Source organism: Nodosilinea sp. LEGE 07298 (assembly GCF_015207265.1).
In the GTDB taxonomy this organism is placed as follows: Bacteria; Cyanobacteriota; Cyanobacteriia; order Phormidesmidales; family Phormidesmidaceae; genus Nodosilinea.
Map to the genome: position 1 here is coordinate 1 of NZ_JADEXE010000074.1, position 24,420 is coordinate 24,420.

The following is a 24,420-nucleotide window of genomic DNA, read 5'->3' on the forward strand; positions in this document are numbered from 1 at the left end:
GCCCCTTTGAACAACTCAACGGTTTCCGCTATCACGACAACTGGGTGCGCAACCTGCTGATTGCCTCTTCGTTAAATGGCAGAAGGCCGTTGCCCAGGAAAGCCGACACAAAATAAGTTGGAACTAGGACCACTCGTTAAAATATCTTGTGGTATTGCTCTAATTGAGCGGACAAAAGCAGTCCCTTGATCAGCAGGGATAAGACGAATGATATCGCTAAGCTCTTCAGCGGGAGTATGAAGTAAATGATGAAAAGCTTCCACAACTTCAGCAGTCAAACCACCTGCTTTTGTAGCCAATTCGTTTAAAGCTTCAGCCTGCCGTAAAGATGTATTAGCTAGTGCACCTAGCTCTGGATTGGCCTGGGCAAGACGAACTAACATCGTTGTTTCATCAATCTCAACGCTTTCTAATGCCCTTGTCAAACGAACTGTTTGCTCTTCAGGCAAGTGAGACAGCAGTTCCAATACTCTCTCTTCACTTTCTAATACTCTGCTTGAGCGGCTAAGCAATGCGGCGAAGCGACTAAATCTTGCTGCGGCTTGTTCTCCTCTAGCGAGGCGACCTGTTAAACTAAGTCCCCGTATGAGTCTGGTGAGAATTGCAGCGCGCTCAGCGATATTAGCTGCTCGCACAGCACCTTGGACTTCGCCAACCCCAATAAACAACGAGGCAACTTCGAAAACAATTGCCCACCGTATTCGCCAATAAAATCTTTGAGATTCTCCTGTAATCAGTGCACCTTTTAATCCAAAGATTACTTGACGGCCCATATGAGCAAGTAATTCGTTAGCACGTTCTTGAGCAGGAGGAAATCTAAAATATGCTAGCAGGAAGATAAATCCCATTTTTTCAATTTGCCAAGCTATATCAATGATTCTTTCTGGATGCGCAATTAAGCTGGCAATTTCGCTAATGGAGCGAGCAAGGCTTGTAGCCATTCTTAAAGCTGCGTATATACCTTGCTCAAATTCCTCTAATAAATTAGTATCGACTTCTGGGCCATCAGGGCCGATAGAAATTCCATAGCCTGAAAGAATACGAGTTTCAAATAGAATTTGAATAAACTCGTCAAGACTTAAGTGATCGCCGTCTCCGAATCTCTCTCCAAGTAGTACAAGAAGTGACCAAAGTTCATCGTCGAGATCATCAAACAACCTGTCCCAAACTCCCTCTGTTTGTTTGAGTTGGGCAAATATAGCATCTAGCTCTGATCGACTAGAAATACTTTTAATAATCTCTATGATTGCCTTTTCTTCGGCATGGAGAGTCGATGCATTAAGCAAAACAGTCAAATATTGAGCGCGAGTTTCTCTATCAATAATTCTGAACGCTTCAACATTAAGACCAGAGAGAAATTCGGCAGCGCGTTCAAGATTGTTTTCTCCACCCAAATTAATTAAGCGATCAACTCCTCCAAAAATATTTGTGCGGAGTAATTCTACAGGTACACTATCATGTCCTTCCTCAGCCCGTAACTGCTCTCTAAAATTGTATAAATCTCTTTGTGTAGGGGCAGCAACGTAGCCATCTGTTAGCAGGACTGCGACAACAGTAAAGCCACCTTGAAGGTGTTTTCTAACTTCTCCTCCAAAGCGCCCTCTCTGTATATCTAAATCAGCACCTAGCAAGTTCCTGTCAAGGCCAGTTACATAGTACTCAGAGCCTGCTAAATCTTGAATGGGTGGAGCAACAATTACTGAACTTACTGTGCCAAATAGTGATCTAGCCCATATTACAGATCGAGCAATTGTGCCGCTAAGAACATATTGAGATGAGTGAACACTTATATAGTCATTGGCAGTCTGCTGTATGACAACTGCACCTTGAAATGGTGGTGGAGAATTGATTATCCTATCTCGGATACTTTCGTCCTGAGAATTTTCTACAGGCTGAGCAGAGGTTGCTTCAATCCCAACTGTAGATGGTGCAGTATCTGCTCCACGTCTAAAACTTATTGTAGATCTAATTGGCTGTCTGAGATCAGGCTCAGAGATTTGCTGTAGGGTAAAACGATCTTGTATATCTTGATTTAGAGACTGTCCAATAACTTCAAGCTGGCGAGAGAGTTCCAAGTCATGGTTATGTAATGCTTCTTGTGCAAGTCGGGGATAAAGATTCAAAATCAGGTTTAAACGAGCACGGATATTAGATAGGGTAAATTCTCGTGCATATTCGTCTAGTCTTTGTCTATTTTGCAGTACTTGCTGAAGCTGCATTTGATTCATTAGATAAGCAAGGCAAAGTAGACGTTGAGCAATATCATGATGGCTAGATCTTGCTTCTACTTCAGCCCGTGTTATGAGCTGTTCGGAACCTAACCCACCGCCAAAAGGCGATCCTCCTGTTACTGGTAGATCTGAACCGGCGATGGCAGTAAAGCGTATCCACCAGCTACTCTCGAAGCTGCTCAATGCCTGCTCAGCAAGTCTTTGTTCTCCTTGACTAAGTAGCCAAAGTGCTAAATCAAGGGCATGATTAAAAGCATCATCAGGCGACATTCGAGCTAGAAGAAAACTCACCAGTTCTAGTGGCTCAGAATTACGATCCTCTAATATTGGTAAATCGGCTATAAGATATCGGGTTTCTAGGCGGCGACGGCGGCGATCGAACTCATCCCAAAGTTGAGTAAAGGTAAGCGTATCAATTTCATGTGCAAGAGAATCATTGAATCCTATGCGCTGAGTTATTGATATAGCAACCTCCTCAAAATTCTGATAGCTAGGCAAAACATAAATATCTGAAACGCTTGATAAGCGCTCTCGATCCACTTGCTCAGCAATTTCTGTAGGTAGTGGTGGTTGAGATTGTTCTCCTATACGCGCTATCTCCAAAATTCTGGCTGAATCAACTAGCCGCATTAAGTTATTAGTGATTTGCTCTTCAATTTCGTTTCGCCTAGTTCCTGTCACTAGTCCAAGCCCGTTTCCATACCAACTTATTTCTGGCGGATGAACCCTCACCCCTACGTATCCACCCCTCGGCTCTAATACCGCTTGCCGCGAGTTCGCCAACGCACGCCCAACCGCCGCCGCCAATGCCTCCTCAAGGTCATCCTGCCGTTCCGTTAGCGCCCCCGGATCAACCCGAAGCCGAATAGGTATAGTCACCCGCACTGGCATGGTCTACACACTCTCCAAACTTTGAGCCAAATAACCCAACGTCGCCTGCACAATCTCATCCAAAGGCATAGCTTCAGGGGCAGCCCGCACCTCAATTTCTACTGGGAAATAGTAATGAATCACCGACTGAGCATCTTCAGCCACCACAGTTGCTTGGGCCTCACTCCCCGCAGCCGGTAATACCAGCTCCCCTTCATGCACAAGGGCAATACCCGTCCGCTCAACCCGCGCTGCCCGTCCCCCCGCCCCTTGAACCTGAGATTGGTCCTCATCCATATCCTTACCTCAATAAATACTGAACTTTTAGGCTAGGGAACCTCAACCTTTGCGCCCACCTTTGGCTCTGATGAAGCCGCCAAGCTAAAACCAGAAAACGTTGCAGCCGGTGCTCCCGATATCGTGGCAGGTGACGGAGAAGCACTCGTAATAATGCAATTCTTCATAACAATCGTCTTAAACGACCAATCATTCCCATCGTCAGTTTCTTGAAGCACAATATCGAAGGATTTTCCTTCCAAAGATAAAGAAGTGAGTTGAGCCGCTACATTGCCGATCGCCTTTACTGTCATTGAAAACGACATTGCCGGGGGCTGATAAATTACCCCAATATGAGTCTGCTCAATAGAGTGCAGTGCTTCTGCATTAAGCGAAAACGTTGGTGTATAAGAATCGATAGGTGAAATAGTGACAGTGTTGCCACTCTCGATATAAGAAACAGCAAGGCGAGTCTTCCATTCCGGCATAGTGTTTTACTCCAGATTAAAGTTTTGAGGCAGATCAAAATTTGGGCGCAAGTGTAACTTTGAGTTGATGTACCGCAGGCCCGTAGGTCACAGTTACAAAAAGATCTACAATTCGATTGGCGCGCGCCGTTTGAACGATGGCCTGATCGGTTACAGTCCAGCTACTCTCTGGCAAACTGAGAATATTCAGTACAGGGATGTCAATGTTGTAGTTCACGATTACCCCACTTCGCTGCAAAGGGCCGAGAATTCCCTCTACTCTCGTTTTCAGCATTGTCATACCAGACTTAGTAATGCGAGCATCTCCTATTGCACCAATCAGCCCTGCCTTGAGCCGAAAGTCGATATCATCCAGCACTCGTACAATGTCGATGTAGAGAAGACTGGCATCTGTAGTGAAACAGCGCCCCTCGGCAAAATGTAAGCTCTCACCCACAATTAACGCCGGATCAATAATAGGGATGATTCCTGCCTCTGAAAGCCCTTTAATCTCCGATGGGCTGTACTGGCTTTCTACCGGCATAGAAAAGCCTCGAACTTTCTTCAACACCATCGAGACTTGTGGGTCAAAGCCTGCGATCGCAGCCATTGCTGCGGTCGCGGCATCCTCTGTCGCACCCCGTGCCGCAATCACAACCATCCGACTAGAATCACTCTTTAATGAGTTAATAGCAGTCGAGATGGAATCTACATAGGTGCCCGACTTAGCAGTTGTGGGATCAACCATGGCGACACCAATCCGTTTTTGCCCTTGGGCTGACATGGTTTCCACATGCTCCTTCAGCGCTACTAAATTCGTAGCTGCTACTCCTGTCGCTGTCACTGTCGCTGTCCCCACCGAAACCTCATTAGCAAGAGAAACAAACGTGACATCATCGGCTGCTTCTAAAGAGGCTAAAGCACCAGCATAATTGTCAGCATCAACCTTCACGCCATAGATTTTGGAAGGTTTAGGGTCTTGCAGAATCGCGATTTTCAGGGAACTATAAAGCGGCGTCTCTGTCACCGTACCGTCGCGATTCTTAGCGGCGAATAGCCCAGCGGCCTGATCGAGCGTGTCAATCGCAAAAGGTTTATTAGCAGCGGCGTCACCTGCTGTAGATTTGCCAACAATCGCAATCACACCGGGCGATCGCTGGGCCACTGGCGTTAGAGCCGAGGTGTCGATCTTGACCTCAATAAATGGAAATGCGGCTGGAATCGGGGGCATAGAAAGTCCTTATTGAGTAAAGTGGTGTAGTTTTGGCAAACCTCGAAATCGAGGTCAAAATCTGAATTTTTAGGTCGGGGTGGCAACTAATCCAATGCCCTCACGGGCAAGCCACTCTCCCGCTATCGCTCTGCGAGCATTCCGCAATGCTTCTGGTGGCATACCAGTTCCACCACCAGGCCAATCATCATCATCAAATACAGTTGCTGGCACCACCCACACCACCAATAAAGGATGACGAAGAGGTAATGATGGGTCGGGAGATTGCTCCAATCCCTGTTTTTCCAACTGCTCACGCAGCATTTTGCTCTCCATAAGCAGGTTGGCAACAGAGAAGTCAGCATTCCGAATTAACAGTGCAGCCGTAATAGGAAGCGCCTTAGGAGACGGTGGAGAAGGATCTGGAGGGGAGAAGGTAACTTGTACTGCACCACTTTGAACCGTCCCCTGCGATCGGGTGATTAGATCACTGACTGAAGCAGCACCCACACTAAATAACCATTTGTCCAATAGCTCATCGCTAAAGCTCAAGGGTTGATCGAGGGCCGAACGAATACGCGCCAAGAAACGTGTCCGTCTTTCCTGTTCCAGAGTTTGTGGGTTAGCGGGCAAACTCCCCAAAGCCGCCACAATCTCGGCATCTATGGTGCCTGAATCAGTCCATTTTGCTTCTACCTGCGTTATGCGTGAGGTCGTTGGCACTGTGCGAACCACAATATCCCCACGCCACAGAGCATCTACTCGCAGCGGTGAACGTGATCCCAGGCCAAAGGTATGAAATCGAGCTTCTACCCTGTCTACGCCGCCAACAGGATTCCAAACTCCCTCCACCATGCCTAAATTAGAGATAACTAGGCCCAGTCGAACCTCTGTAAAGAGCGGTTGATAAGGCCCCTCAACCATCAACAACTCTGTTTTATAGGCAGCAGAGACTAACTGCTCCAGCGACAATTCATCAAACAAGTCCAAACGTGCTGTCTGATCGGCCAGACGAAGCAATGTGGCATCTTCGTAATTCATTACTTGCAACCACCGAAAAGGAAGATGCCTAGTGCCTGACTACTTCGGTTGAAGGCCAAGTCCCCATCTATTTCGAAACATATGAGCGGCGGGACCAAATTTCCCCTTTCTCTAAATAGCGATGCTAGTAGATAAGGGAAACAGACACGTCTAACGTTTCCGGCAGACTGTTGAAGGACGTTAATACAGAAAGGATTGGACATGCAACCTCGATGAGAAGATGGGGGCTATCTTCAATCCGGTTAAAAATTTTTAAGTAAAAATACTCAAAGCCTCCATCATTAAATCAACGCTCTAAAGCTCTTAATGGACGGTTATCCTGAGTTTCGCTAGGCTTTATCTTGCCTGTTACGGCAATGTAAGTCACTGACGAATGCACTCCGGCTAATTAATTACTTAAGAAAATCTTGTTGCTAGGGTGACAGTTTTTTTTGTGGGATACAATACGGCGATTGACGTAGTTAATTGCTAAGCATCCTCCATTTTCTTTACAAAGTATGGAAACCCTGACAAGCGTTGATTGGCAGCATTTGCATGGGTTCTTGCGATCTCTTTACACTCCTTACAGCCTAGAGGCTTTTCCAGAAACGATTATGGCCGCTCTGCCAGAGATAATTGGCACAGACACCAGTGGATTTGTCACTTTTAATACTCAGGACAGCAGGTTGCCACGTACCAGCAATCACAACGTGACGTTGCCTCGTATCATCACATATCCAGATCCTGAGATTGGCATAGCTGCAACAGCATTTACCGCGCAACCTGAGAATTTTTTTTCCCATCCTGTCGCAACCAACTATCTTCGAACTTTAGATGGGCAGGCAATGGCTATCTCAGATTTTCTTAGTGAGGCTGAGTTTCACCGCCAAGAACCTTTGTATAAAGGCTTTCTTGAACACTATGGAATAGAAGATCAGATGGGGATATATATTACTCTGCCCATGGCTTGTAGCGGCTCTCCTGTGATGGATCTATTTCATCGTGGACAAGAGCATTTAAGCTTGATCATCAGTCGGGATCGCCGTAGTTTTTCAGAGCGCGATCGCTTAATTTTAAATTTAATTCGACCTCATCTAAAACAGGCCTACGACAATATCATTGCTTTCAATCATTTACATCAAAAAATCATTGAGAAACAAACAGCCATCGAGCAAACAGCACTGATTGCGTTATCGACTGATGGCACACTCAAATGGATGACGCCACGAGCAGATGAGATACTACACTGCTATTTTCCACCGTCTCAGGCTAAAATGGCTTTACCTGATCTCCTTCAGCGGTGGGTTGATACCCATGTTTTGTCGTTTACTGATTCAACAGAAGCCTGCTCAACTGGCCGAGCGATTGCCATAGAACTAGATGGGAAACGCTTAAAGATACGCTTCAGCTATGACGCGAAAACTGAGCAATACTATCTTTTGCTAGAGGAGGATCAGGCAAACAAGTTCTCAATTGAGTCACTGCAATTGCTAGGGCTAACGAAAAGAGAAGGAGAAACACTATTTTGGATCATTAAAAGCAAAAGCATACAAGAGGTCGCACAAAGACTGGGATTGAGCGATCGCACTGTCAAGAAACACCTGGAAAATATTTATACAAAATTCGGCGTTCACAACCTGACTTCGGCCATCACCTATGCTCTAAACGGCTTGGGCATACTCGGCTAGTTTGTTTGCTAGAATGCAAAACCGCCTCAATTCTATACAAAACAAGGTAATCCTCAATATTTCTTAACCCATATGGCGTTTCTCGTTTGGGTAGGCTAAGTCTAGGGCAAGGCTGGTTAGGCTTGTAGCCTACATGCTGCACCTTCAGGGCAATCAAAAGTAAATGGATCAGCTGGTTCGCGAATTTCTCAATCAATTAGAACGCCGTGAAGTCGAACTTTTAACGTGGGGTGTCGTTGATGGCGGCTTCAGCGAGGACGAAATCATAGACTTCGCTGAATCGTGTATCGATCAGTCAGGTCTAGATGCAGATCCGTGGGATCTCATTGATGTCATGCAGGAGCGCAAACTCCTCTTCGACTTTAACCTCAAAGGTCGCCGCCGCTATCGCACCCGCATGGCCGAAGCCGTCCGCCTCTTTGCCCGCCTGCGCCAACTCTTCCCTAAACGCGACTGGCAAACCGCCCCCACCCTGGTCGCCGACTACCGCTTCTCCCTCCGTCAGCGAGTCTACCCCTCCCGTATCCTAGAGTCCCAAGCTGTTCTCCAGCACCTTGATGCTGACAAATTACTCTCTCCAACCCAGCAATCTGCCCTAGAGGCCATGCTGGTTTCCCCCGATCGCACCCTCAAACTAGCCAACTTCCAACTCCGCGCCACCACCCGCATGCTGCGTGACCTCAAAAGCACCAAAAGTCGCGGCATGATCGTCTGTGCAGGTACCGGCACCGGCAAAACCCTCGCTTTTTACCTGCCAGCTCTGACCCACATCGCCGGACTAATCAAAACATCTCCTGCCAAAGACGCCTATTGGACAAAGGCCCTGGCTATTTATCCCCGCCAAGAACTGCTCAAGGACCAATTCTCCGAAACCTACCTCGAAGCCCGTCGCCTCGATACGGTGTTACACCAAGCCGGTCAACGAAAGCTCACCATTGGGGCCTTTTTCGGCTTAACTCCTAGAAAAGCCGACCCAGAAGACTACATTTTGAAGGGCAATTGGAAGGCTGAAAGAGGTGGCTTTACCTGTCCCTACCTACGCTGTCCTCGGTGTGAAGGTGTCCTTAGCTGGCGGCGAGAAGACATTGGGCAAGGACGAGAGCGCTTGGTTTGCCTCGATCTCAGCTGTGGAGCAGAGGTCAAAGAAGACGAGGTGATGCTGACCCGCGATCGCATGGCCAAGACTCCGCCCGACATCCTCTTTGCCACCACCGAAATGCTCAACCGTTCAATGGGCGATTCGGTATATGGCCATATCTTTGGAGTTGGAGCTACCAAGCCTCCCCAGATTGTCCTACTCGATGAAGTCCACACCTACACCAGCATCCACGGTGCCCAGGTCGCCTACCTACTGCGCCGCTGGCAACGGGTAATTGGCAAAAAAGTGCAGTTCACTGGACTCTCCGCCACCCTCCAGAGCGCCACCGAGTTCTTTACTCAACTAGTCGGCCTTGCCCCCGGCAGCGTGGAAGAAATTACCCCCGGCGACGATGTTCAGCCCGAAGGCATGGAATACCTGCTGGCGTTACGGGGCGACCCCGTCTCCGGCACCAGCCTACTTTCCACCAGTATCCAAACCGCTATGTTGCTGCGCCGGATTCTCGATCCGGCGGATAGTTCCCCCAGCCAAGGAGCCTACGGTTCGCGGGTCTTTGCCTTCACCGACGATTTAGATGTCACCAACCGCCTCTTCCATAACCTGCTGGATGCCGAGGCCCGCACCAGTTGGGGTCGCCCCATAGCCCGCAGACAACCCCTGGCGGCTCTCCGCACCCACAGTACTCCCGACGCCAGCGATCGCCTTCCAGCCGGGCAATCCTGGTATCTGTGTGAAGAGATTGGCCACACTCTAGAAAATCCTCTGCAAATCACCCGCACCAGTTCCCAAGACACCGGAGTGGATGCCGACTCAGACATAATTGTCGCCACTGCGTCCCTAGAGGTTGGCTTCAACGATCCCGACGTAGGAGCCGTCATCCAACATAAAGCACCCCGCAACATGGCCTCGTTTCTTCAGCGCAAGGGGCGAGCTGGTCGCAGCCGCACCATGCGACCCTGGACTGTGGTTGTGTTGTCGGACTATGGACGCGATCGCATCGCCTACCAAAGCTACGACCTACTGTTCAACCCCATTCTTGAAGAACGTCTGCTGCCTCTGTCTAACCGCTATGTCATCCGCATCCAGGCTGCTTTTGCCTTTATGGATTGGGTCGCCCAGCAACTGCCCGCCACTCCTCGCGGTAGTCTTTGGACAGCCTTTGCTCAACCAGCCCAAGGAATCTGGCACCAGCGTCAGAACCAAGCAGTTGCCATCATCCGTCAGATCCTTGACAGTGAAGAAGCCTATATTGCCTTAGAAAACTACCTTCAAGAAGCGCTGGGTCTGTCTAATGAAGACCTTCAACCCATCCTATGGGATCCGCCCAGAGCATTAATGACCGGGGTATTGCCCACGTTGCTACGACGCCTCGAAACTGGATGGAAGCGTTTGCAATTGCCAGGTGAACCTGAACTGGACTATCACACCCGAGACCCCCTGCCAGACTTTGTGCCTGCTAACCTCTTCAGCGACCTGCTGCTGCCCGAAGTTCGTATTGTTACACCGCCTCCAACCCAAAGCTCTACTGAGCCAGAGGAATACTACCTACCGATTCTGCAAGCGATCAAAACCTTTGCCCCAGGGCGCGTATCACGGCGCTTTGGCATTCAGCGAGGGCAGATCAGCCACTGGATTGCTCCAGCAGCCCTGGTGAGTGGGGTACAAAACCTTGCGATCGAGCAGATTTGTGCCGAATATGAAGAAGCAGGCACGTTCCAGGTCTGGCAAAACGACCAAATTACTGACATTCGCTGCATTCGACCCTGGACTTTACAGGTAGAGCAAATTCCACCCCAGGTCAGCGACAAATCGAACGCCCAACTGGAATGGCATACCCAAATCGTGCCGCCAGACAGGGGTACCCCCATAGACTTGCCCCAGGGTTCATTTTGGCTAAGCATTCTACAAGCGGTATATAGCTTTACCCACAACCAGCAGAACCCTTTAGAGGTGCGTCGCTTTGCCATGGGGTCTGAGGCCAACCTACGGATTCAGGAAAATCGCCAGACCCAAGAAGTGGAAACCTCTATTCGCTTTGTGGAAGCTGCCAATGGCCAACCTGCCGGGGTCGGGTTTGCCCAAACCGTAGACGGCATCGTGTTTCACTATCGCATTCCCGCAGATTTTGCCCTTAGCCCCTACGACGCCAACAGGCCTAAAGTTCACGCATTTCGCACGTCATACTTTCGCCATCGCATTCGACACGATACCCGTCTCGATGGCATCGCCAATATTTTTCAGCGCGAGTGGCTCTACCAGATTTATCTCTCTATGCTGGTGGCTTACGCTCTACAGAATGAAATCTCGCTACCCGATGCCTACCAGGCTCTCCAAGAAAAAGATCTGGGCCAGGAAATGGCCACTGTACTGGATCGAATCTTCCAAACGCTCAACGTAGAAGAACCCACCGACGACACTACCTCCGACGAAACCACCACCGATGGGTTCACCGATTTAAGTGATCAGATCACCCCTAACTTACCTCCTGGCAGGCAACCCACCCATGAACGGCTTCGGGAACTAGCCTCAAGCGCCGAAGTCCAAACAGTTCTGAACGACCTCGCCCAGATCCTCTGGCAACAGCCTGACAACGGTTGGCACGACTGGGCTAGACAACGCTTCAAAGCAACCTTGGGTGGAGCCATCCTAGAAGCCTGCCGTCAGCTTTGCCCCCAGTTCGACTCCGAAGATTTGCTGCTCGACCTAGACTCAGGCCCGCGCCCCCCAGAATCTCCTTCTTTGTCAGAAGACCTAGAAGAAATTTGGCTCACAGAGGCTAGCCCAGGAGGCAGTGGCGTCATTGAAGAAATTCTTCAGCGCTATGCCGAAGACCCTACTGGCTTTTTGCGATTGGTCGAGAGTGCTCTGGAACCCTCAGACTTTGAGGTCGTAGATTCAGAACTTACCACCCTTTTAGAGCTATCTGAAACCACCGAATCGGTACAGTCTGTCTTTGCCCAGGTACGCTCCGCCGATTCTCACCATACTCTCACCCAAGCCAGCGACCACCTTCGCCGCGTTTTACTGGAGGAAGGTATTCTCATCACCCCAGCAGTTATGACGGCGATTCACGCCCGCATTTTGTCGCCCGGCAGTGGAACAGCCACCGATCATCAACTGAGAGAACTGCTGCGACGGTGGCAAGCAGAAGAAGAGCGGTTAGGCATTGAAGTCGATGCGCGGGTGTTTGCCTATGTGGCCAGTACCCAACCCGAGTTGACCGAGGCCTTACCCCCCGATGCTCGCCGGGATCCCTATGTTTGCTTTCAGGTTTTATATGGTCGTCTGTGGTTGCGGGGTAGTGTCATCCGAAACCGAGCTATCTCCTTTTACAACCCGTTTAGCATCGTGCCCGAGGCCGATCGCGAAATTCTGCTGGATGTTTTACAGCCCGCTGAAACCCTAGTCAAGCTAGAAGAACCCGACTGGCTGGAGCAGGTGAATGCAGCTCTTAGAACGGTGGGTAGCGCCTCCCTCAGTGCTCACTCCACCAACCGCAAAGCGCTAAAAAGTGCCCTCCTGAAAATAATGATAGAGCCCGTAGATGTTGATTTTCTAAATTTGTATCCCGCTGTAGAAGGGATGCGCAGAACCTCCCAGGGGTATGTTGCCCGCCTTCGCATTCGGGAGGCATTGCAGTGAGCCGAACCATTCACTCTCGCTTTAGCTCGCGGCAACTGCCCGACTTGCTTCAGGCACTCCTGGTGGCAGAACTTATTTCCCCCAGTGCCTGCCTGTGGCTAGTATCCCCCTGGGTGTCTGATATCCCCATTATTGACAACACAGCCAATACATTCCTAGCCCTAGAGCCATCGTGGCCCCGATCCAAAATTCGCCTTGTGCAAGTCTTAGCTACCCTAACCCAACTAGGCACGACGGTTTGTGTAGCCACTCGCCCCGACCTCCACAACCGCAGCTTTGTAGAGACCCTGGGCACCCTAGCTAACGACAACTACCTACGTCTCCATCAGGCTGAGGAACTTCACACGAAAGGAATGCTGTCAGATGCCTTCTTTTTGGCTGGCTCGATGAACTTCACCTTCAACGGCATCACCGTCAACGAGGAGACGCTGATCTATGAAACAGCCCTAGAGGCCATTTCAGAACAAAAGCTAAATTTCAGAGACCGTTGGGGAGGCGAAAGATAGGGTATGGAAACCAAGTTAGACACCCACCAGTTCTTAAAACGTTTCTTTGGTGATGACAATCAGATCAAGCTGAATGCCGTTGAGTCTGCTAACGGTTCTGCCCGTATGCTCCAACCCTGGATTGTGCGGCTTGAGCAAGGTTTGCCCTCTGTGCTGCCCTATAAGCGTCACCAAGGAACTGATTGGTATGGTGTAGCCCAATCTGAGCGCCAATTACGAAGCCTTAGGGAAGATCTAACCGCTTTTGTTGGCCCTACTTGGTCTACGTTTCGGGGCCAGCGGTCCCCGCTTAACTTAGGCGACCCAGTAGAAGCCTCTGTCCAGTCCTTTACAGGGGGACTAGCATTTAAGTTTCAAGGGGCTTCTGACGGTAACGGAAAATCTCATGAGATCTGGAAAGCCCTAGAACTAATGCGTCAGGTACTGGATCGCCGGGTGGCCCAAACCTATGAAACTCCAAGAGCTACGGGTCGAGTCCTGCGAGATTTTTATATGGCGTTGCAGGCCTGCGATCGCCCCGCCGCTGAGCATCAACTTCACTATCTCAAAAACCACAATCGCTTAGACCCTCAAAACTTGCTGTTCCTCAAGGTACGGATGCTCTCCAACCTAGAGGAATGGGAAGAACTGCTCGCTCTGCCAGAGCTACCTGATTTATTAGGCACCCGTCGCCCTTACGAGGTTACCCAGGCGCTCATTCGCGCTGTTTATCAACACGAGCTTTACCGGTTTGAATCAACTAAGGCTGTTCAGAGTGCAGTTACCTATTTCTACGAAAGCATTCTTCCTCAATACAGCAGCTTATACACCGCTCGGGCTAGTAGTCGCCAACCCGAAACGGTCAAATCTTTTATGCTGCTGGCTATTGGCCGCGAAGAACCTGATGTCGCTTTACAAGATGAAATCCTTAGTATTCCAGGCTTATACCCTGACGATTTAGCCTACCTTCAGCAGCTAGCCGACCTTTGCCAAAAGCCAATTGCCTCCCCTCCTGTTGTCACTACTAATCCACTGAAACAAGCTGAGGAAGCAGGACAGTGCTTTAATTGGGATCAGGTCTTAAACTTAGCCCCCCAAGCTCCACCTTCCTTACAAAAAACTCGCCTACTCTTCGAAGCGTTCTATGAACTGGAAACCTTAGATAGTCAACGAGAGGCCCTTGCTGCTTTTCAGGAATTAACCTCCAGTGAACAAGAAATTCTTAGCCAAACCCGCCGTGGCAAAGACTGTCTGGAACGGCTGCAAGGTACTAAAAGCCCTGCAAAAGAGGTTCCCAATAATTGGGTAGAGTGGTTACAGCAGTTAATTCAGAAGCCAGAATGGGATCTAGCTCTTGATGTATCTCGTCGCGGAGAGCAGGAGTGGGATCTTTCTGATTTAATTACCAAAAATGGAGCTATCCAAGAATTTAGGTCATTACTGGAGACAGCCTCAGGCCAATCGGAGACTGAGCAGACCTTAGCCAATGCGTTGCCTCACTTACTTGGAGCATTCCAAAATGATGAGCAGTATCCTCGTCGTGAGTTCTCATCTATCTATGCGTTTTTACTCGACCTGATAGCTATAACAACATCTGGCGGCGATCCAGATTTAGTACTGTTCAATGAACTGGCAAATACTCTATTTAGCCTTGGCATCAATCAAGAAACTTACAACGAAATTGTAGGCTTTGCTCTAGATCTTTGGGAGCAGTACAGTTCTCCAGCCAAAGTAGATTGGATTTTAGACTTTATCAATATATTGATAATTCAACCTTGCCTAGAAGACAAGATACGCTCTCAGCTTCTTTTCGCAGTTGCAACTACACTACGCCAATATGCCAATCGCATTGACGAGATACAGTGGAGGCTGTTTTCAGGCTTAGTTCAAGACTTAAGTCTAGAGGCCTCGTTTCCAGATCTTCCTCCAGACCAAGAGATTAGTGGAGAAAATGATTACGAGGCAGAAAATAATCCACTAAAAAAACTCAAGAATAAATCTATACTGATTTACACTTTGACTGAGCCTGTTGCACAGCGAGCGAAAGCTATGCTGGAAAGTGCTTGTGCAGGAATAAAAGTCCATCTTAGTCACGCCAAGGGTGGAAATGAGCAGCTTAAAACTTGGATCTTGAATGCCGATTTCGTTGTAATGGTCACAGCCAGCGCAAAACATGCTGCCACATATTTTATTGAAGACCATTGCTCAGAGAATAAGCTTCTAAGAGTCAATACTAAAGGAAGTGCCAGTCTATTAAGAGAAATCGAGGCTTATTTAGCTGGTATAGGTAAAGTATTCTAAACGTTATGGCGCGGTTGGAGTATTTAGCTCATAATTTTCAGGTGAATCTGCTGGCTTTGGGCAAAAATGTCGAAAATCACATGCGACACAAGTGTCTTTATCCTCACAAGTAGGATACCAGGCCTCTACTATGTTACCTGAATATGATTCTTGAACAATGTCGGTTTCTGCACGCCGGACAATATCATCAAATTCTGTTAACGCGGTTTGAATGCTTTCTGGCGTTATTGGCACAACACGAATGGCACGACGCAGTCGAAAATCAAGAGATAACTGATCTGTATTATTACCTGGCCTCCACATTCTCACAAGTTGCTCGTCTAAGGAACCTGGTTCTGGCAAAATATCTGTTGTTCCATTTGCAATCCCACTTTTTAGCCCTTGCATTTCTTTAGTACCTGGAGTGAGTTCATTAATATAAATAAGAATGCCTGCAGCGACAGGTAACGCATCTGGTTGACGGCTTCTTAGCCAAGCATAGGTTTGTAACTGCCAGTTACCTTGTTGCCAATAAGGCTCTGAATATCTGGGGCGCTTAGAACCTTTATAGTCAACAATAACTTCATATTCACCTGCCAGACCGGAGCACACACTTTGAACACATAGGCGAATAAGATTAGCATCAGTTACATGGCCAAGTGTAATATTTGTCAGAACATCAATTACTCCATGCACTTCATAATTAGAACATCTCAATTCTACGTCTAAAGTTGGGACTGGCCGAGTACCAATGACTTTCTTTTCGGCAGAGGCAATCAAAGGAAATAGGTGAGGACCTAACTGATTGATTGCAGTAGCGACACGTCGATAACCGGAATTACGAGCATCTGCGCTTCTTGCTTCCTTCCCTTGTTTTCGCAGTGATGACTCAACAGTGTCTGCAAATTTGCCGATATCATTAGTATCCCATTCTGGTGGATCAGATCCCCATGTTCTCTGTGTACAAGGCCAGGGAAAAGAATAGAGAGATTGATTTTCCTGCCAAAAGCGAAATGACAGTTCAAGAGTGCCATGAAGAAACTCCCCAAACCACTGTTGAACAGGACGAGACGGAGGTAGAGCACTCCCATTATGGTAACGATACTGTAAACGACAACGGAGATAGGAAAGAAGATCTCCAGTCATCGAGTAACTGGGGACAATATGTTCTGGTTGCTTAATCTCTAATTCCATAGTTTTAAATCAGAAAAAATGGGGGATCAACTCGAATTGGTCGGCTACTACCAGTATACGCTTGTCTCCAAGGCCAACTGCCATCTCGGCACCACCCTAGCGATATATTAGGAATAGATCCTGAGTAATTTCCTCCTGCACCATAGGTTAAGCACCTTTCGCATCCAACAAGCATTAGAACCGTTTTTGGTCGGCTATAAGCAACATAATAAAGGCGTGCTAAATCATCGAATGATCGATCAAGTGAACCTCTAAAACCTCTCAAAGATCCGTCTAAATGAGATTCAACATCATCTTCCATTAATACAACATTAGAAGGAGATGAGGGAAACCTTCTAAAGGCTTGTTTGTAGTGATTTCTTGTAAATTGACTACCGACATCAACAATTACAAGGGGAAATTCTAAACCCTTTGCTTGGTGAATTGTCATTAGCTGTAGATAATTACGTGGAACACTTGGCATGATTTCTTCATCCACATCTACCTCATCTTCAGCAATAGGTAGAAGTGCATCCCTGATAAAGCTTTCACGACTTCTGACAAGATGTGATCCACCTTGCAAAATTTTCATTCCATAAGGAGAAACTATTCCAGTGGCTGAGATTGTTCTAGTAATGGCTTCTAGCCATACCTGATGTTCTGGATCATTTTGGAAGGAAGGCATCCAAGTGATGAGTTTAAAGATAAGTTCTAGTACTGGCCAGTCAGAGGGAAACTCGTCTCCAAAATTGCCACGCGATACACTTTTCCAGCTTTCGGTAAAACCTTGAAGACCACCATTTTGCGAAGGATAAGGGTTCTGAGAAATAAACAAATTAGCTGCTTGTCTCCATTGATTTAGGAAAAAAGCGGCTTCGTTAGTAGGATAAATTTGACTACTATAAGTACCTTCTGGATCAAGGCATTGCAAAAGCAAACCCAATAACACTTGAACGTTTTCAATATTCCTTAGAGCACGCCCTCTCGGATTAAATATCTGGAGATGGCGCTGTTCCATTTCGCTTCTAAAAAGTCCAGTAAACCTGACCTGAGCTTGTCTTTTATATCCATCGTATTTTATTTCATTAACTGTGTGAGCTAGAAAAGCACAATCGCCTAGGTTTCCATACTCTGGCAAAGAAATCTCATAACTACTATCGGCATTAGCGATAACAATAGAGCGATTTGTGAAGAGCTCTTCTAGCCAAGCAGATAAAGCACTAGCTAGACTCAATGGATCTGCGCGAAATAACCCTAGTGTCGGCATCCCTACTAGGCCTCTTTGAGCTATTACCTCTGGCTTAGATGGTACAATTCGAGCAGCAAGAAAATCTTCATCTCCAGTTATATAGCTGTTATAGAAATTAACTATTTCTCCAGAGGATCGATAATTTGTTATCATATCAAAACGCTGAGTCTGCCTACCTGTGGCAGATTCACACCTTGATTCGAACTGAGTGAATAACTCTACAGATCCTCCTCGAAAACGATACAGTGATTGATCATCGTCACCAACAATCGCTACTAGCGGAGAAGAAGCTTTAATAATTTCAAAATAGATAGATTCTTGCAAAGGATTAGTATCCTGATATTCGTCTATCAGAAGAGCGTGAATGTCATTACTCCAAGTACTTAATGTTTCATTCCTAAGACGTTCAAGAAGTTGCACTTCTAACAATGCGAAGTCGCATATGTTAGCTTCCCGAAGATAAGTGTGATAGCTTTCTAGTATCTCAACAACGCATCGCTGTTCATCAGAAGCATTTCTAAAACTCTCTAAATTGACAAGATCCTGAACGAGACGATCACATAAAGTCTTTGCGATCGCCAAAGCCTCGCCTCGCCTCGATTTCGCGGATGATTTCCTTCGAAAGTATATCTTGAAAAATAGTTGTCCAGTTGATCCCTATTTGAACTATAAATATCGCTAAATGCAATTCGCTTAAGCAACAACTTAGAAGCTGATTCATCTAGTAGTATGGGTGCTATTTGGCCAGGAAGACGATTTTCTGTAAGAGCTTGTTGTGCGATCCCATCCAACGTATCAATTCGACACCTATTTAAGTCAATTTGCTGAAGAAAAGCTAGAAGATCTGGTTGACAAGATAGTTCTTCAATAAGAAGAGTACCCCAATCCAGCCATCGCGTTTTCAGTTCTTTTGCTGCTTTTTTAGTGAAAGTTGTGATAAGTATGTTTTCAGGTAAAATATTATCAACAAACACATGACGCAATGCCCGCAGAACCAATACTGCCGTCTTTCCAGATCCTGGCCCAGCTACAAGCATCAACACATCGCTAGTGTCATGTGAAACCCCCGAAAGCTGTCCCAGATTGTCTTCAAGATTGCGTTCAAGTATGCTTTGGATACAATTCTTATATGCATCAAAATCTATCAAGATTAAACCTCTTTTTACAAACACAAGAGGCTCATATAAATCTATTCATGGCTTACAGAAACATGAATAAATCGCTACCGCTGAAGTCTTGCGACTTTCACCATGTACTTCGTACTTTACGGTAGCAAGAAACGCTATACAGCCTCAGCGTATTCCATCCATGGTAAATCCTGACACATATAAGGCGCTAAATTTTAATAAAATTAAAATCATTACAGATTGCATCTGATAGACGCGTCACAGAGTCATTGGGGAATAAGGAACGTTAAAGGGCAATATTGAAACATGGCAAGACTCAAACTTGTAGTATCTTGTCGCATAAGACCTCACACTTGAATTCATGCCTCGCACTATGGTACAATTAAACTACTAACGATAGTCTATTGATGCCTAAGTTTTCTCCGCCTTTGCTATAGACGGCTTTAGGAATAAAGACATGGGTAATAGAAAATTTCTTCCTATATTTGCGGTGAATCGCCAAAATCTTTTAGAAAAGCTACATAAGCTAGAAGGTAATTTTGGTGTTTTAGGCACCATTATTGAATCTGACAAATTTCTTAATAGCTTACGCCAGGCCAAGAAGCCGTATTTTATTGATAGTGGTGTTTTTGATAGTAGGAAGAATGTTTGGTATCAGAAAACAATATCTGTATTTAAGAACGGTCGTTGGATCAGAAAAACTGACCTAGCGGATTCACAAGAGATTAGAGCATGGATAGTTGCTTTTCTTGATCGCTGTGAAAAATTTAATCCTGATTATGTATTCGCGCCAGATATCATAGGGGAACCGCTCTTATCTCTTTATCTTGCAAGACTTACCTTCAAAGAATATTGTAATAAGCAATACTCCTATCAACTTATTGGAGTAGTTCAGGCAGGTTATCCTCTCTACAATTGGCCGTCCATCGATATTCCGCAAGCAGATGCTTTACCTCCCTATTTCAATACAGCCAAGAGCTTTCTCTCTTCTCTGATGAGTGAGTATCGCAATATAGGGTATAAATATATTGCTCTTGGCGGCTTACTAAAGGTAGATAGTGCCATGCCTATGGGGCTTAAATTTGGTCTTTCCAATCAGGATTTTGATCATCTCTTGAGTTGGAGTAGGCCTGATTTCGTTCTTGGAGGTCTTGCGCTTTCACGTTTAGATATCCTCAAAAAACATGGTGTTTGGGCTGACTCTTCTAATTGGCTATGGTGGGATGAGCGCTACGACTTTGGACGGTTTGGTCATCGTAACGCTCTTCAGGAAGTATTAGCCTAAGAGCTAAGTCAAGCCAGAACTCCAGCCTTGGGCGTCACTCCGAGCAGTTCCTGCAATACGTGGTAGCAAGAATCAACTGTAGTTCTTGTGTTTTGAATAATGCGTACTCCCTTGGCATTAACCTGGATGACTCCCCTCTGAAGCCAAAAATCTTCTTCTTTGCTCCAATCAACTTCAGCTAAGTGGGCTAGCCACTGTACCAAATTCTCTGCCGGTATACCTTCCGTAAATAAATCTCGTCCTATTAGCCCCAAAGCCTGGAATACGATTGCGGCTCCCACGATAGTGTCCTCCCGCTGCTGTTTTCTTTCGGCTTTAGGAAGTACGCGCCAAGGATTATCGGGCAACGCGCTCGCAGCAGCGGCCCAAAACGTCATCGCCCAATCTATCCTGGCTTCCAGCATATCCTCGGCACTAAGACGAGGATACATGTGTTGAGTAGCTGTGACCAACGTCGAAAGTGTCATTAGCTTAGGATTGTGCTTACCTAGGCCATTCTCAACGGTTTCAATATTTGAGCGGAATTGGGGTACACGCTTGCAGAGTTCCTTGGCGATGGTAACTTCTGGCGATCGCATATCAAACAAATAAGCCAACGACTTCCCAGGACGTTGCGCTAACAGATTCTGATCACGAAAAGCCTGACGCTCCAGTTCCAGAGGCAACGCCGCATATACCAACGCCCCCAGTTCCAACCTAGACACCTCCGCGACCTCCGACGCCCCCTCCTCCCGTAGCAACTTAATTGCTCTATGAATACCGCAACAGCGATGCTGTCCATCTGTTAATCGTAATGATGTTGAATCATAGGGCAATACAATCGTTCCATTCCGGTAGATAGGATCCGGTTGAATATTGAGACAGATAGCCGGGAAGAAAGTACTGCCATCCTTGTAGGTATCCAGGATGTACTTAGCTATGTTGTTGACCCGCACTGGGTTTAATTTGCGCTGGGCAAAGTCAGCCAAATCCGGGTCATTGGGCACATACAACCTTTCGTCCTCCATCAACCGCACCACGTCGCCAAAAGACAACGTGGCCACATAACTCTTCTGATTACGCTTAAGCCCTCGTTTAACCGGCACCGCCTGAAGCAACAATTCCATCACCATGCCTCCCTAGGAAGAATTAGGACAATTCGCAGTTTAGTAAACATGTATACATGATTTCATGGTAGCAAGAAACTTTAGCAACTCCTAAAATCTTGGCGTTGCCAGGTATCTTTTACTTTGCCGTCAAATATCCGCGTTCCGTCTGAGCTTTACGAGAAGTTAAGGGAGATCAGTATTTCTCTCGCAGGAGAGTATCAAAGCTCAGCGCCCACTATCCAAGACGTTGCTAGCGTAGCGTTAAAGCGCTTCTTGCAAGAGTGGGAGGCAGAAGGTGATCTTGCTCGACAGGCGATAGTGGCCGAACTTTTAGAGAGCCGTCGCCTATCTCGCTCTAAAATGGGGCCGACCTCCAACAAGCAAAAGTTGTCCGGGTAAGTTTACGCCAGTTTTGTTTTCTAGGAATTGGGCAGCAAACTGGATCAGCAAGGCAATGGTTTTTAGCGTTTTCTGGCCTGAGGGCGAGCAAGGGTCTATTCAGTTATTCTCGAAGGCTTTGGGAAATACTTAACCAACATCCTCATCAACTCCCCAGGCTTGCACCTCAGCGGGCGATCGGGCGTTGGTGCAGGTAGAAAGTCAGTCCACTCAAAGATTTCGGCAAAGCCGCACATATGCATCTGCTGAAGCATCGCCTGAATCGCCTCCCGAGACCCAATAGCCAAGAGCTTCACAGGCTCTCGGTCGTGTCTGGGGTAGTTGCTCAACTTTTGCCTGATCTCAACGCTGACCAGAAGGTCGTGCTCTATGCCGCCAACCTCTGAACCAACAAACCCTTGGGGAACCAACATAATGTGAACCTCAAAATATCCTACCGTCATCATAGTGTCCATATATGTGTGCGTCAACATATATGGATTCGCTTGTCTAGCCCTCCTCTGAAATGATGAGGATATGGGTAAGGCAGGCTATGTTCTCAAACAGGTGCTGGAGCAGTACGGCATCACTCAATATCGTTTTGCGGCAACCATGGGGGTTGGACGTAACAGTGTTTACCGCTGGTGCAGTGGCAAGATTGACCCTACAGGCGACACCATTCTGGAAATCGTCCGCGTCCTCAAAACAATGAGCCCAGAAGCCGCAGAGGCTTTTGTCAGTCAGTACATCAGCAGCGAATTAGACGAGTAACAGACCACCAGCGGCTCAACCCTAGCGCTCCAAGTTCTTGCCACGAAGTGGCATTCGCTGTGATTGCCCCATCTGGAGCGCCTGAATCGCCTGCACTTGGGCTACCGTTCCACGGGCATACTGCTCCACAGTCTGAAGTGACGTGCCCTGAACATCCTGCTGAAAACGAGAGTATGGCCCCTGAAGTAAGAGCGCCGCGACGCCATCTCCCGATTCCCCTGCACCCAATGCCGCCGCCGTCACCTTCTGGTCGAGCTGAATCGCCGACAGATCACTGCTCACATTGTCTCGATAGAGGTCTGAATAGCTCTGAGTTTTCCCTATTACCGAGCAGGCATACTCCAGGTAGCGCTGCTGCTGAAGGCTGTCCACGGTCTTCTGAGCGTACTGAAGCAGTTTGGGCAACGCTGCTTGCTTCTCCTCGTCAGACAATCCCAAAATCTGTTTCTGGGTGAACGGCCCCTGTGCCAAGAGCTGGATGACCTGTCGGGGAGCCTTGCCAGTCTGTAGCGCGGCTCTAGCTACTTCCTGATCTAATCCCTGCGCTGCTACCGAATTATCGCTATAGCGGGTGTAAAGACTTTCGTAGTCCTTGGCATCTTTGAGCGAAGCCTTGGCCAGCGCCAGGTATTGCTGGCGCATCAATCGCCCTTTCTCGGTCTCTGGCTCCTTCGGCAACTTTGGCTCGCTCATAGGGCATCTATGAACTCGTCAAGCAAGTCAGCCGCCGGAGCCGAAACGGTCACAAGCTGTACCAACGCAACGCTTGCCTCTGCTGGTAGATTCTCCGTATCAGGCGTTCCTACCAATTCGGTGCTACCGGATCGAGCCATCCCCAAATCAAATTCCTCGCGTAGGTGCTGAATCTGGGCTTCCATCTGCCAGATGGACTGCTGCGCCAGATCGCGTAGTTCTCCCTCAGAGTGATTTCCCGAATGCCGATAGGCGAAGGGCAGCCAGAATGCACGGGTCGCCGTAGCGGCTTTCTCTTTGCCGTTGTAGGTCTCGTGGATCAGCCAGGAGTAGGTGATGCCGTTCGGAGAGGTGCGATCGGGCTCAAAGATAAAGCGCACTCTGGGCTTATTACCAGAATTTACAGATTGGTCATCTGTGGATTCACGAGGTCGCCTGGGCATATATGCGGCACCTTGGCATGTTGAAGGGACGGAAAAGCTCTAAAACAGTCGCCGAACTGGATGACACCCTGGATGTGATCCAATTTTAGCTCAGGGTCAAGCGTAAGGCTGAGTTGATGCTGGAAGTTTTTTGGTATTGGGCCTGGCTAGATATCGGTGCTGATACACCGCTGAAGCAGTCTCTTGTCCAAATCCACCTGCTCTCACTTGGATCCAGTCTCTCCCCAACAAAAGATTAGCTGTTTCCATCATTGATGGTGTTGGCCTAAGGCAAGGGAGGCTATCCACTAATGGGAATAGCGATCGCACAACCTATCCAAAAAAGACCAAATTCGTCCAAATTCGCTCAAATCCTTTCGCAGCAAAGCTTTCAGTAATTGACTATCATGCCAAATTGACTATCATTTGACTATCACCTAAAAAGCTAGGAATTAAAAGCCTTGTCCTATAAGCCTTTCGGGCCTATCAAATACTTCCTTCACACGAGAGGTGGAGCTACTGCTGAGTTTCGAGCGTAAATACCCCACAGTAGCCCGCCATTACATTCAGATATTGGTAGGCCGGAGATGATCCAATCTCATCCGGTCTAAGTACCGCTCTTCAATGATTTTGCTTGAATTGCCCACCCAGCGGGCAATGGTAGTTGAGGAATGGCCCTGCAGCGCTTGGAGGGTAATAAACGTGTCGCGGCAATTGTAGGGCGTCATTTTGATGCCCTCTTTCATCGACAGCCCCAACTCGCTCAAGATAGCTGTCCACCCCCGGTCTCGAAAGTTGCTGGCAGTCATAGAGTGACCTTTGGGCGACGGAAAGACTAAGGCGATTTCCGAGAATAAAAGTACCGTACAATTTGGCCTTGAGCACAGTATAGGCAGATGAACCGGTAGAGCGAGTTATGTTGCTATCAACCCTAGAAAGAGAGCAATTAAGCAAGAGTCAAATCGA

19 protein-coding genes are annotated in these 24,420 nt (G+C 47.6%); 6 read left to right on the top strand and 13 right to left on the bottom strand.

Annotation, left to right across the window (positions count from 1 at the left end; genetic code table 11):
- Positions 1–71: 71 nt before the first annotated feature.
- The 5 genes from IQ273_RS12275 to IQ273_RS12295 all read right to left on the bottom strand — a co-directional run bounded on the left by IQ273_RS12275 (position 72) and on the right by IQ273_RS12295 (position 6,095).
- Positions 72–3,122: a hypothetical protein gene (locus IQ273_RS12275; RefSeq protein ID WP_194023459.1), complete on the bottom strand. Its 3,051-nt coding sequence runs from the start codon at positions 3,120–3,122 to the stop codon at positions 72–74.
- Between the two features lie 3 nt (positions 3,123–3,125).
- Positions 3,126–3,398, bottom strand: coding sequence for a hypothetical protein (locus tag IQ273_RS12280; RefSeq protein ID WP_194023460.1), 273 nt, complete (start codon positions 3,396–3,398; stop codon positions 3,126–3,128).
- Positions 3,399–3,430: 32 nt separating this feature from the next.
- Complete coding sequence (locus IQ273_RS12285; RefSeq protein WP_194023461.1) at positions 3,431–3,865, bottom strand: hypothetical protein; 435 nt, start codon at positions 3,863–3,865, stop codon at positions 3,431–3,433.
- A gap of 34 nt (positions 3,866–3,899) precedes the next feature.
- Positions 3,900–5,075: a hypothetical protein gene (locus IQ273_RS12290; protein WP_194023462.1), complete on the bottom strand. Its 1,176-nt coding sequence runs from the start codon at positions 5,073–5,075 to the stop codon at positions 3,900–3,902.
- A 69-nt stretch (positions 5,076–5,144) separates the two neighbouring features.
- Positions 5,145–6,095 carry a hypothetical protein gene (locus IQ273_RS12295; protein WP_194023463.1) on the bottom strand — a complete coding sequence of 317 codons (951 nt, stop codon included), beginning with the start codon at positions 6,093–6,095 and terminating at the stop codon, positions 5,145–5,147.
- 497 nt (positions 6,096–6,592) lie between these two features.
- On the opposite strand from IQ273_RS12295, the gene IQ273_RS12300 reads away from it, so the two are divergent.
- The 4 genes from IQ273_RS12300 (at position 6,593) to dpdD (ending at position 15,289) form a co-directional block, all read left to right on the top strand.
- Positions 6,593–7,762 (top strand): LuxR C-terminal-related transcriptional regulator, encoded by a 1,170-nt coding sequence (locus tag IQ273_RS12300; RefSeq protein WP_194023464.1) that lies wholly within the window; start codon positions 6,593–6,595, stop codon positions 7,760–7,762.
- A gap of 163 nt (positions 7,763–7,925) precedes the next feature.
- On the top strand, positions 7,926–12,503 hold the full coding sequence (gene dpdJ / locus IQ273_RS12305) for a protein DpdJ (protein WP_194023465.1): 4,578 nt from the start codon (positions 7,926–7,928) through the stop codon (positions 12,501–12,503).
- Positions 12,500–13,009, top strand: coding sequence for a phospholipase D-like domain-containing protein DpdK (gene dpdK / locus IQ273_RS12310; protein WP_194023466.1), 510 nt, complete (start codon positions 12,500–12,502; stop codon positions 13,007–13,009). Before dpdJ ends, dpdK begins: the two co-directional genes overlap by 4 nt.
- Positions 13,010–13,012: 3 nt before the next feature.
- On the top strand, positions 13,013–15,289 hold the full coding sequence (dpdD, locus tag IQ273_RS12315) for a protein DpdD (RefSeq protein ID WP_194023467.1): 2,277 nt from the start codon (positions 13,013–13,015) through the stop codon (positions 15,287–15,289).
- Between the two features lie 3 nt (positions 15,290–15,292).
- Here dpdD and IQ273_RS12320 read toward each other — a convergent pair whose 3' ends face one another.
- From IQ273_RS12320 to IQ273_RS12330, 3 genes are read right to left on the bottom strand one after another with little or no spacing between them, the layout of a single operon-like run.
- Positions 15,293–16,462 (bottom strand): PD-(D/E)XK nuclease family protein, encoded by a 1,170-nt coding sequence (locus IQ273_RS12320; RefSeq protein ID WP_194023468.1) that lies wholly within the window; start codon positions 16,460–16,462, stop codon positions 15,293–15,295.
- A 4-nt stretch (positions 16,463–16,466) separates the two neighbouring features.
- Positions 16,467–18,272: a UvrD-helicase domain-containing protein gene (locus IQ273_RS12325; protein ID WP_194023469.1), complete on the bottom strand. Its 1,806-nt coding sequence runs from the start codon at positions 18,270–18,272 to the stop codon at positions 16,467–16,469.
- The gene (locus IQ273_RS12330) at positions 18,218–18,838 is read right to left on the bottom strand and encodes a UvrD-helicase domain-containing protein (RefSeq protein ID WP_194023470.1); all 621 of its coding nucleotides are present in this window, start codon (positions 18,836–18,838) and stop codon (positions 18,218–18,220) included. Before IQ273_RS12330 ends, IQ273_RS12325 begins: the two co-directional genes overlap by 55 nt.
- Before the next feature lie 436 nt (positions 18,839–19,274).
- Between IQ273_RS12330 and IQ273_RS12335 the strand changes: the two genes are divergently transcribed.
- Positions 19,275–20,102: a hypothetical protein gene (locus IQ273_RS12335; protein ID WP_194023471.1), complete on the top strand. Its 828-nt coding sequence runs from the start codon at positions 19,275–19,277 to the stop codon at positions 20,100–20,102.
- Between the two features lie 8 nt (positions 20,103–20,110).
- Here the strand turns inward: IQ273_RS12335 and IQ273_RS12340 are convergent, their stop codons facing one another.
- The gene (locus tag IQ273_RS12340; protein ID WP_194023472.1) at positions 20,111–21,208 is read right to left on the bottom strand and encodes a DNA sulfur modification protein DndB; all 1,098 of its coding nucleotides are present in this window, start codon (positions 21,206–21,208) and stop codon (positions 20,111–20,113) included.
- Between the two features lie 476 nt (positions 21,209–21,684).
- Positions 21,685–22,044 (bottom strand): hypothetical protein, encoded by a 360-nt coding sequence (locus IQ273_RS12345; RefSeq protein WP_228052895.1) that lies wholly within the window; start codon positions 22,042–22,044, stop codon positions 21,685–21,687.
- Positions 22,045–22,105: 61 nt separating this feature from the next.
- On the opposite strand from IQ273_RS12345, the gene IQ273_RS12350 reads away from it, so the two are divergent.
- A complete protein-coding gene (locus IQ273_RS12350; protein WP_194023473.1) occupies positions 22,106–22,339 on the top strand; it encodes a helix-turn-helix transcriptional regulator in 234 nt (77 codons plus the stop codon).
- Positions 22,340–22,360: 21 nt separating this feature from the next.
- Here the strand turns inward: IQ273_RS12350 and IQ273_RS12355 are convergent, their stop codons facing one another.
- From IQ273_RS12355 to IQ273_RS12365, 3 genes are all read right to left on the bottom strand, one after another.
- Positions 22,361–23,032, bottom strand: coding sequence for a hypothetical protein (locus IQ273_RS12355; protein ID WP_194023474.1), 672 nt, complete (start codon positions 23,030–23,032; stop codon positions 22,361–22,363).
- Complete coding sequence (locus IQ273_RS12360; protein WP_228052897.1) at positions 23,029–23,475, bottom strand: hypothetical protein; 447 nt, start codon at positions 23,473–23,475, stop codon at positions 23,029–23,031. The genes IQ273_RS12355 and IQ273_RS12360 overlap by 4 nt, the downstream gene beginning before the upstream one ends.
- Positions 23,476–24,020: 545 nt before the next feature.
- A complete protein-coding gene (locus IQ273_RS12365; protein ID WP_194023475.1) occupies positions 24,021–24,263 on the bottom strand; it encodes a hypothetical protein in 243 nt (80 codons plus the stop codon).
- Positions 24,264–24,420 lie beyond the last annotated feature (157 nt).

Bases quoted from the DNA above. Each gene is read 5' to 3' on its own strand.
- IQ273_RS12275 (WP_194023459.1), bottom strand. From the start codon at position 3,122: ATGCCAGTGCGGGTGACTATACCTATTCGGCTTCGGGTTGATCCGGGG.
- IQ273_RS12280 (WP_194023460.1), bottom strand. From the start codon at position 3,398: ATGGATGAGGACCAATCTCAGGTTCAAGGGGCGGGGGGACGGGCAGCG.
- IQ273_RS12285 (WP_194023461.1), bottom strand. From the start codon at position 3,865: ATGCCGGAATGGAAGACTCGCCTTGCTGTTTCTTATATCGAGAGTGGC.
- IQ273_RS12290 (WP_194023462.1), bottom strand. From the start codon at position 5,075: ATGCCCCCGATTCCAGCCGCATTTCCATTTATTGAGGTCAAGATCGAC.
- IQ273_RS12295 (WP_194023463.1), bottom strand. From the start codon at position 6,095: ATGAATTACGAAGATGCCACATTGCTTCGTCTGGCCGATCAGACAGCA.
- IQ273_RS12300 (WP_194023464.1), top strand. From the start codon at position 6,593: ATGGAAACCCTGACAAGCGTTGATTGGCAGCATTTGCATGGGTTCTTG.
- dpdJ (WP_194023465.1), top strand. From the start codon at position 7,926: ATGGATCAGCTGGTTCGCGAATTTCTCAATCAATTAGAACGCCGTGAA.
- dpdD (WP_194023467.1), top strand. From the start codon at position 13,013: ATGGAAACCAAGTTAGACACCCACCAGTTCTTAAAACGTTTCTTTGGT.
- IQ273_RS12320 (WP_194023468.1), bottom strand. From the start codon at position 16,462: ATGGAATTAGAGATTAAGCAACCAGAACATATTGTCCCCAGTTACTCG.
- IQ273_RS12335 (WP_194023471.1), top strand. From the start codon at position 19,275: ATGGGTAATAGAAAATTTCTTCCTATATTTGCGGTGAATCGCCAAAAT.
- IQ273_RS12340 (WP_194023472.1), bottom strand. From the start codon at position 21,208: ATGGAATTGTTGCTTCAGGCGGTGCCGGTTAAACGAGGGCTTAAGCGT.
- IQ273_RS12345 (WP_228052895.1), bottom strand. From the start codon at position 22,044: ATGGACACTATGATGACGGTAGGATATTTTGAGGTTCACATTATGTTG.
- IQ273_RS12350 (WP_194023473.1), top strand. From the start codon at position 22,106: ATGGGTAAGGCAGGCTATGTTCTCAAACAGGTGCTGGAGCAGTACGGC.
- IQ273_RS12355 (WP_194023474.1), bottom strand. From the start codon at position 23,032: ATGAGCGAGCCAAAGTTGCCGAAGGAGCCAGAGACCGAGAAAGGGCGA.
- IQ273_RS12360 (WP_228052897.1), bottom strand. From the start codon at position 23,475: ATGCCCAGGCGACCTCGTGAATCCACAGATGACCAATCTGTAAATTCT.
- IQ273_RS12365 (WP_194023475.1), bottom strand. From the start codon at position 24,263: ATGACTGCCAGCAACTTTCGAGACCGGGGGTGGACAGCTATCTTGAGC.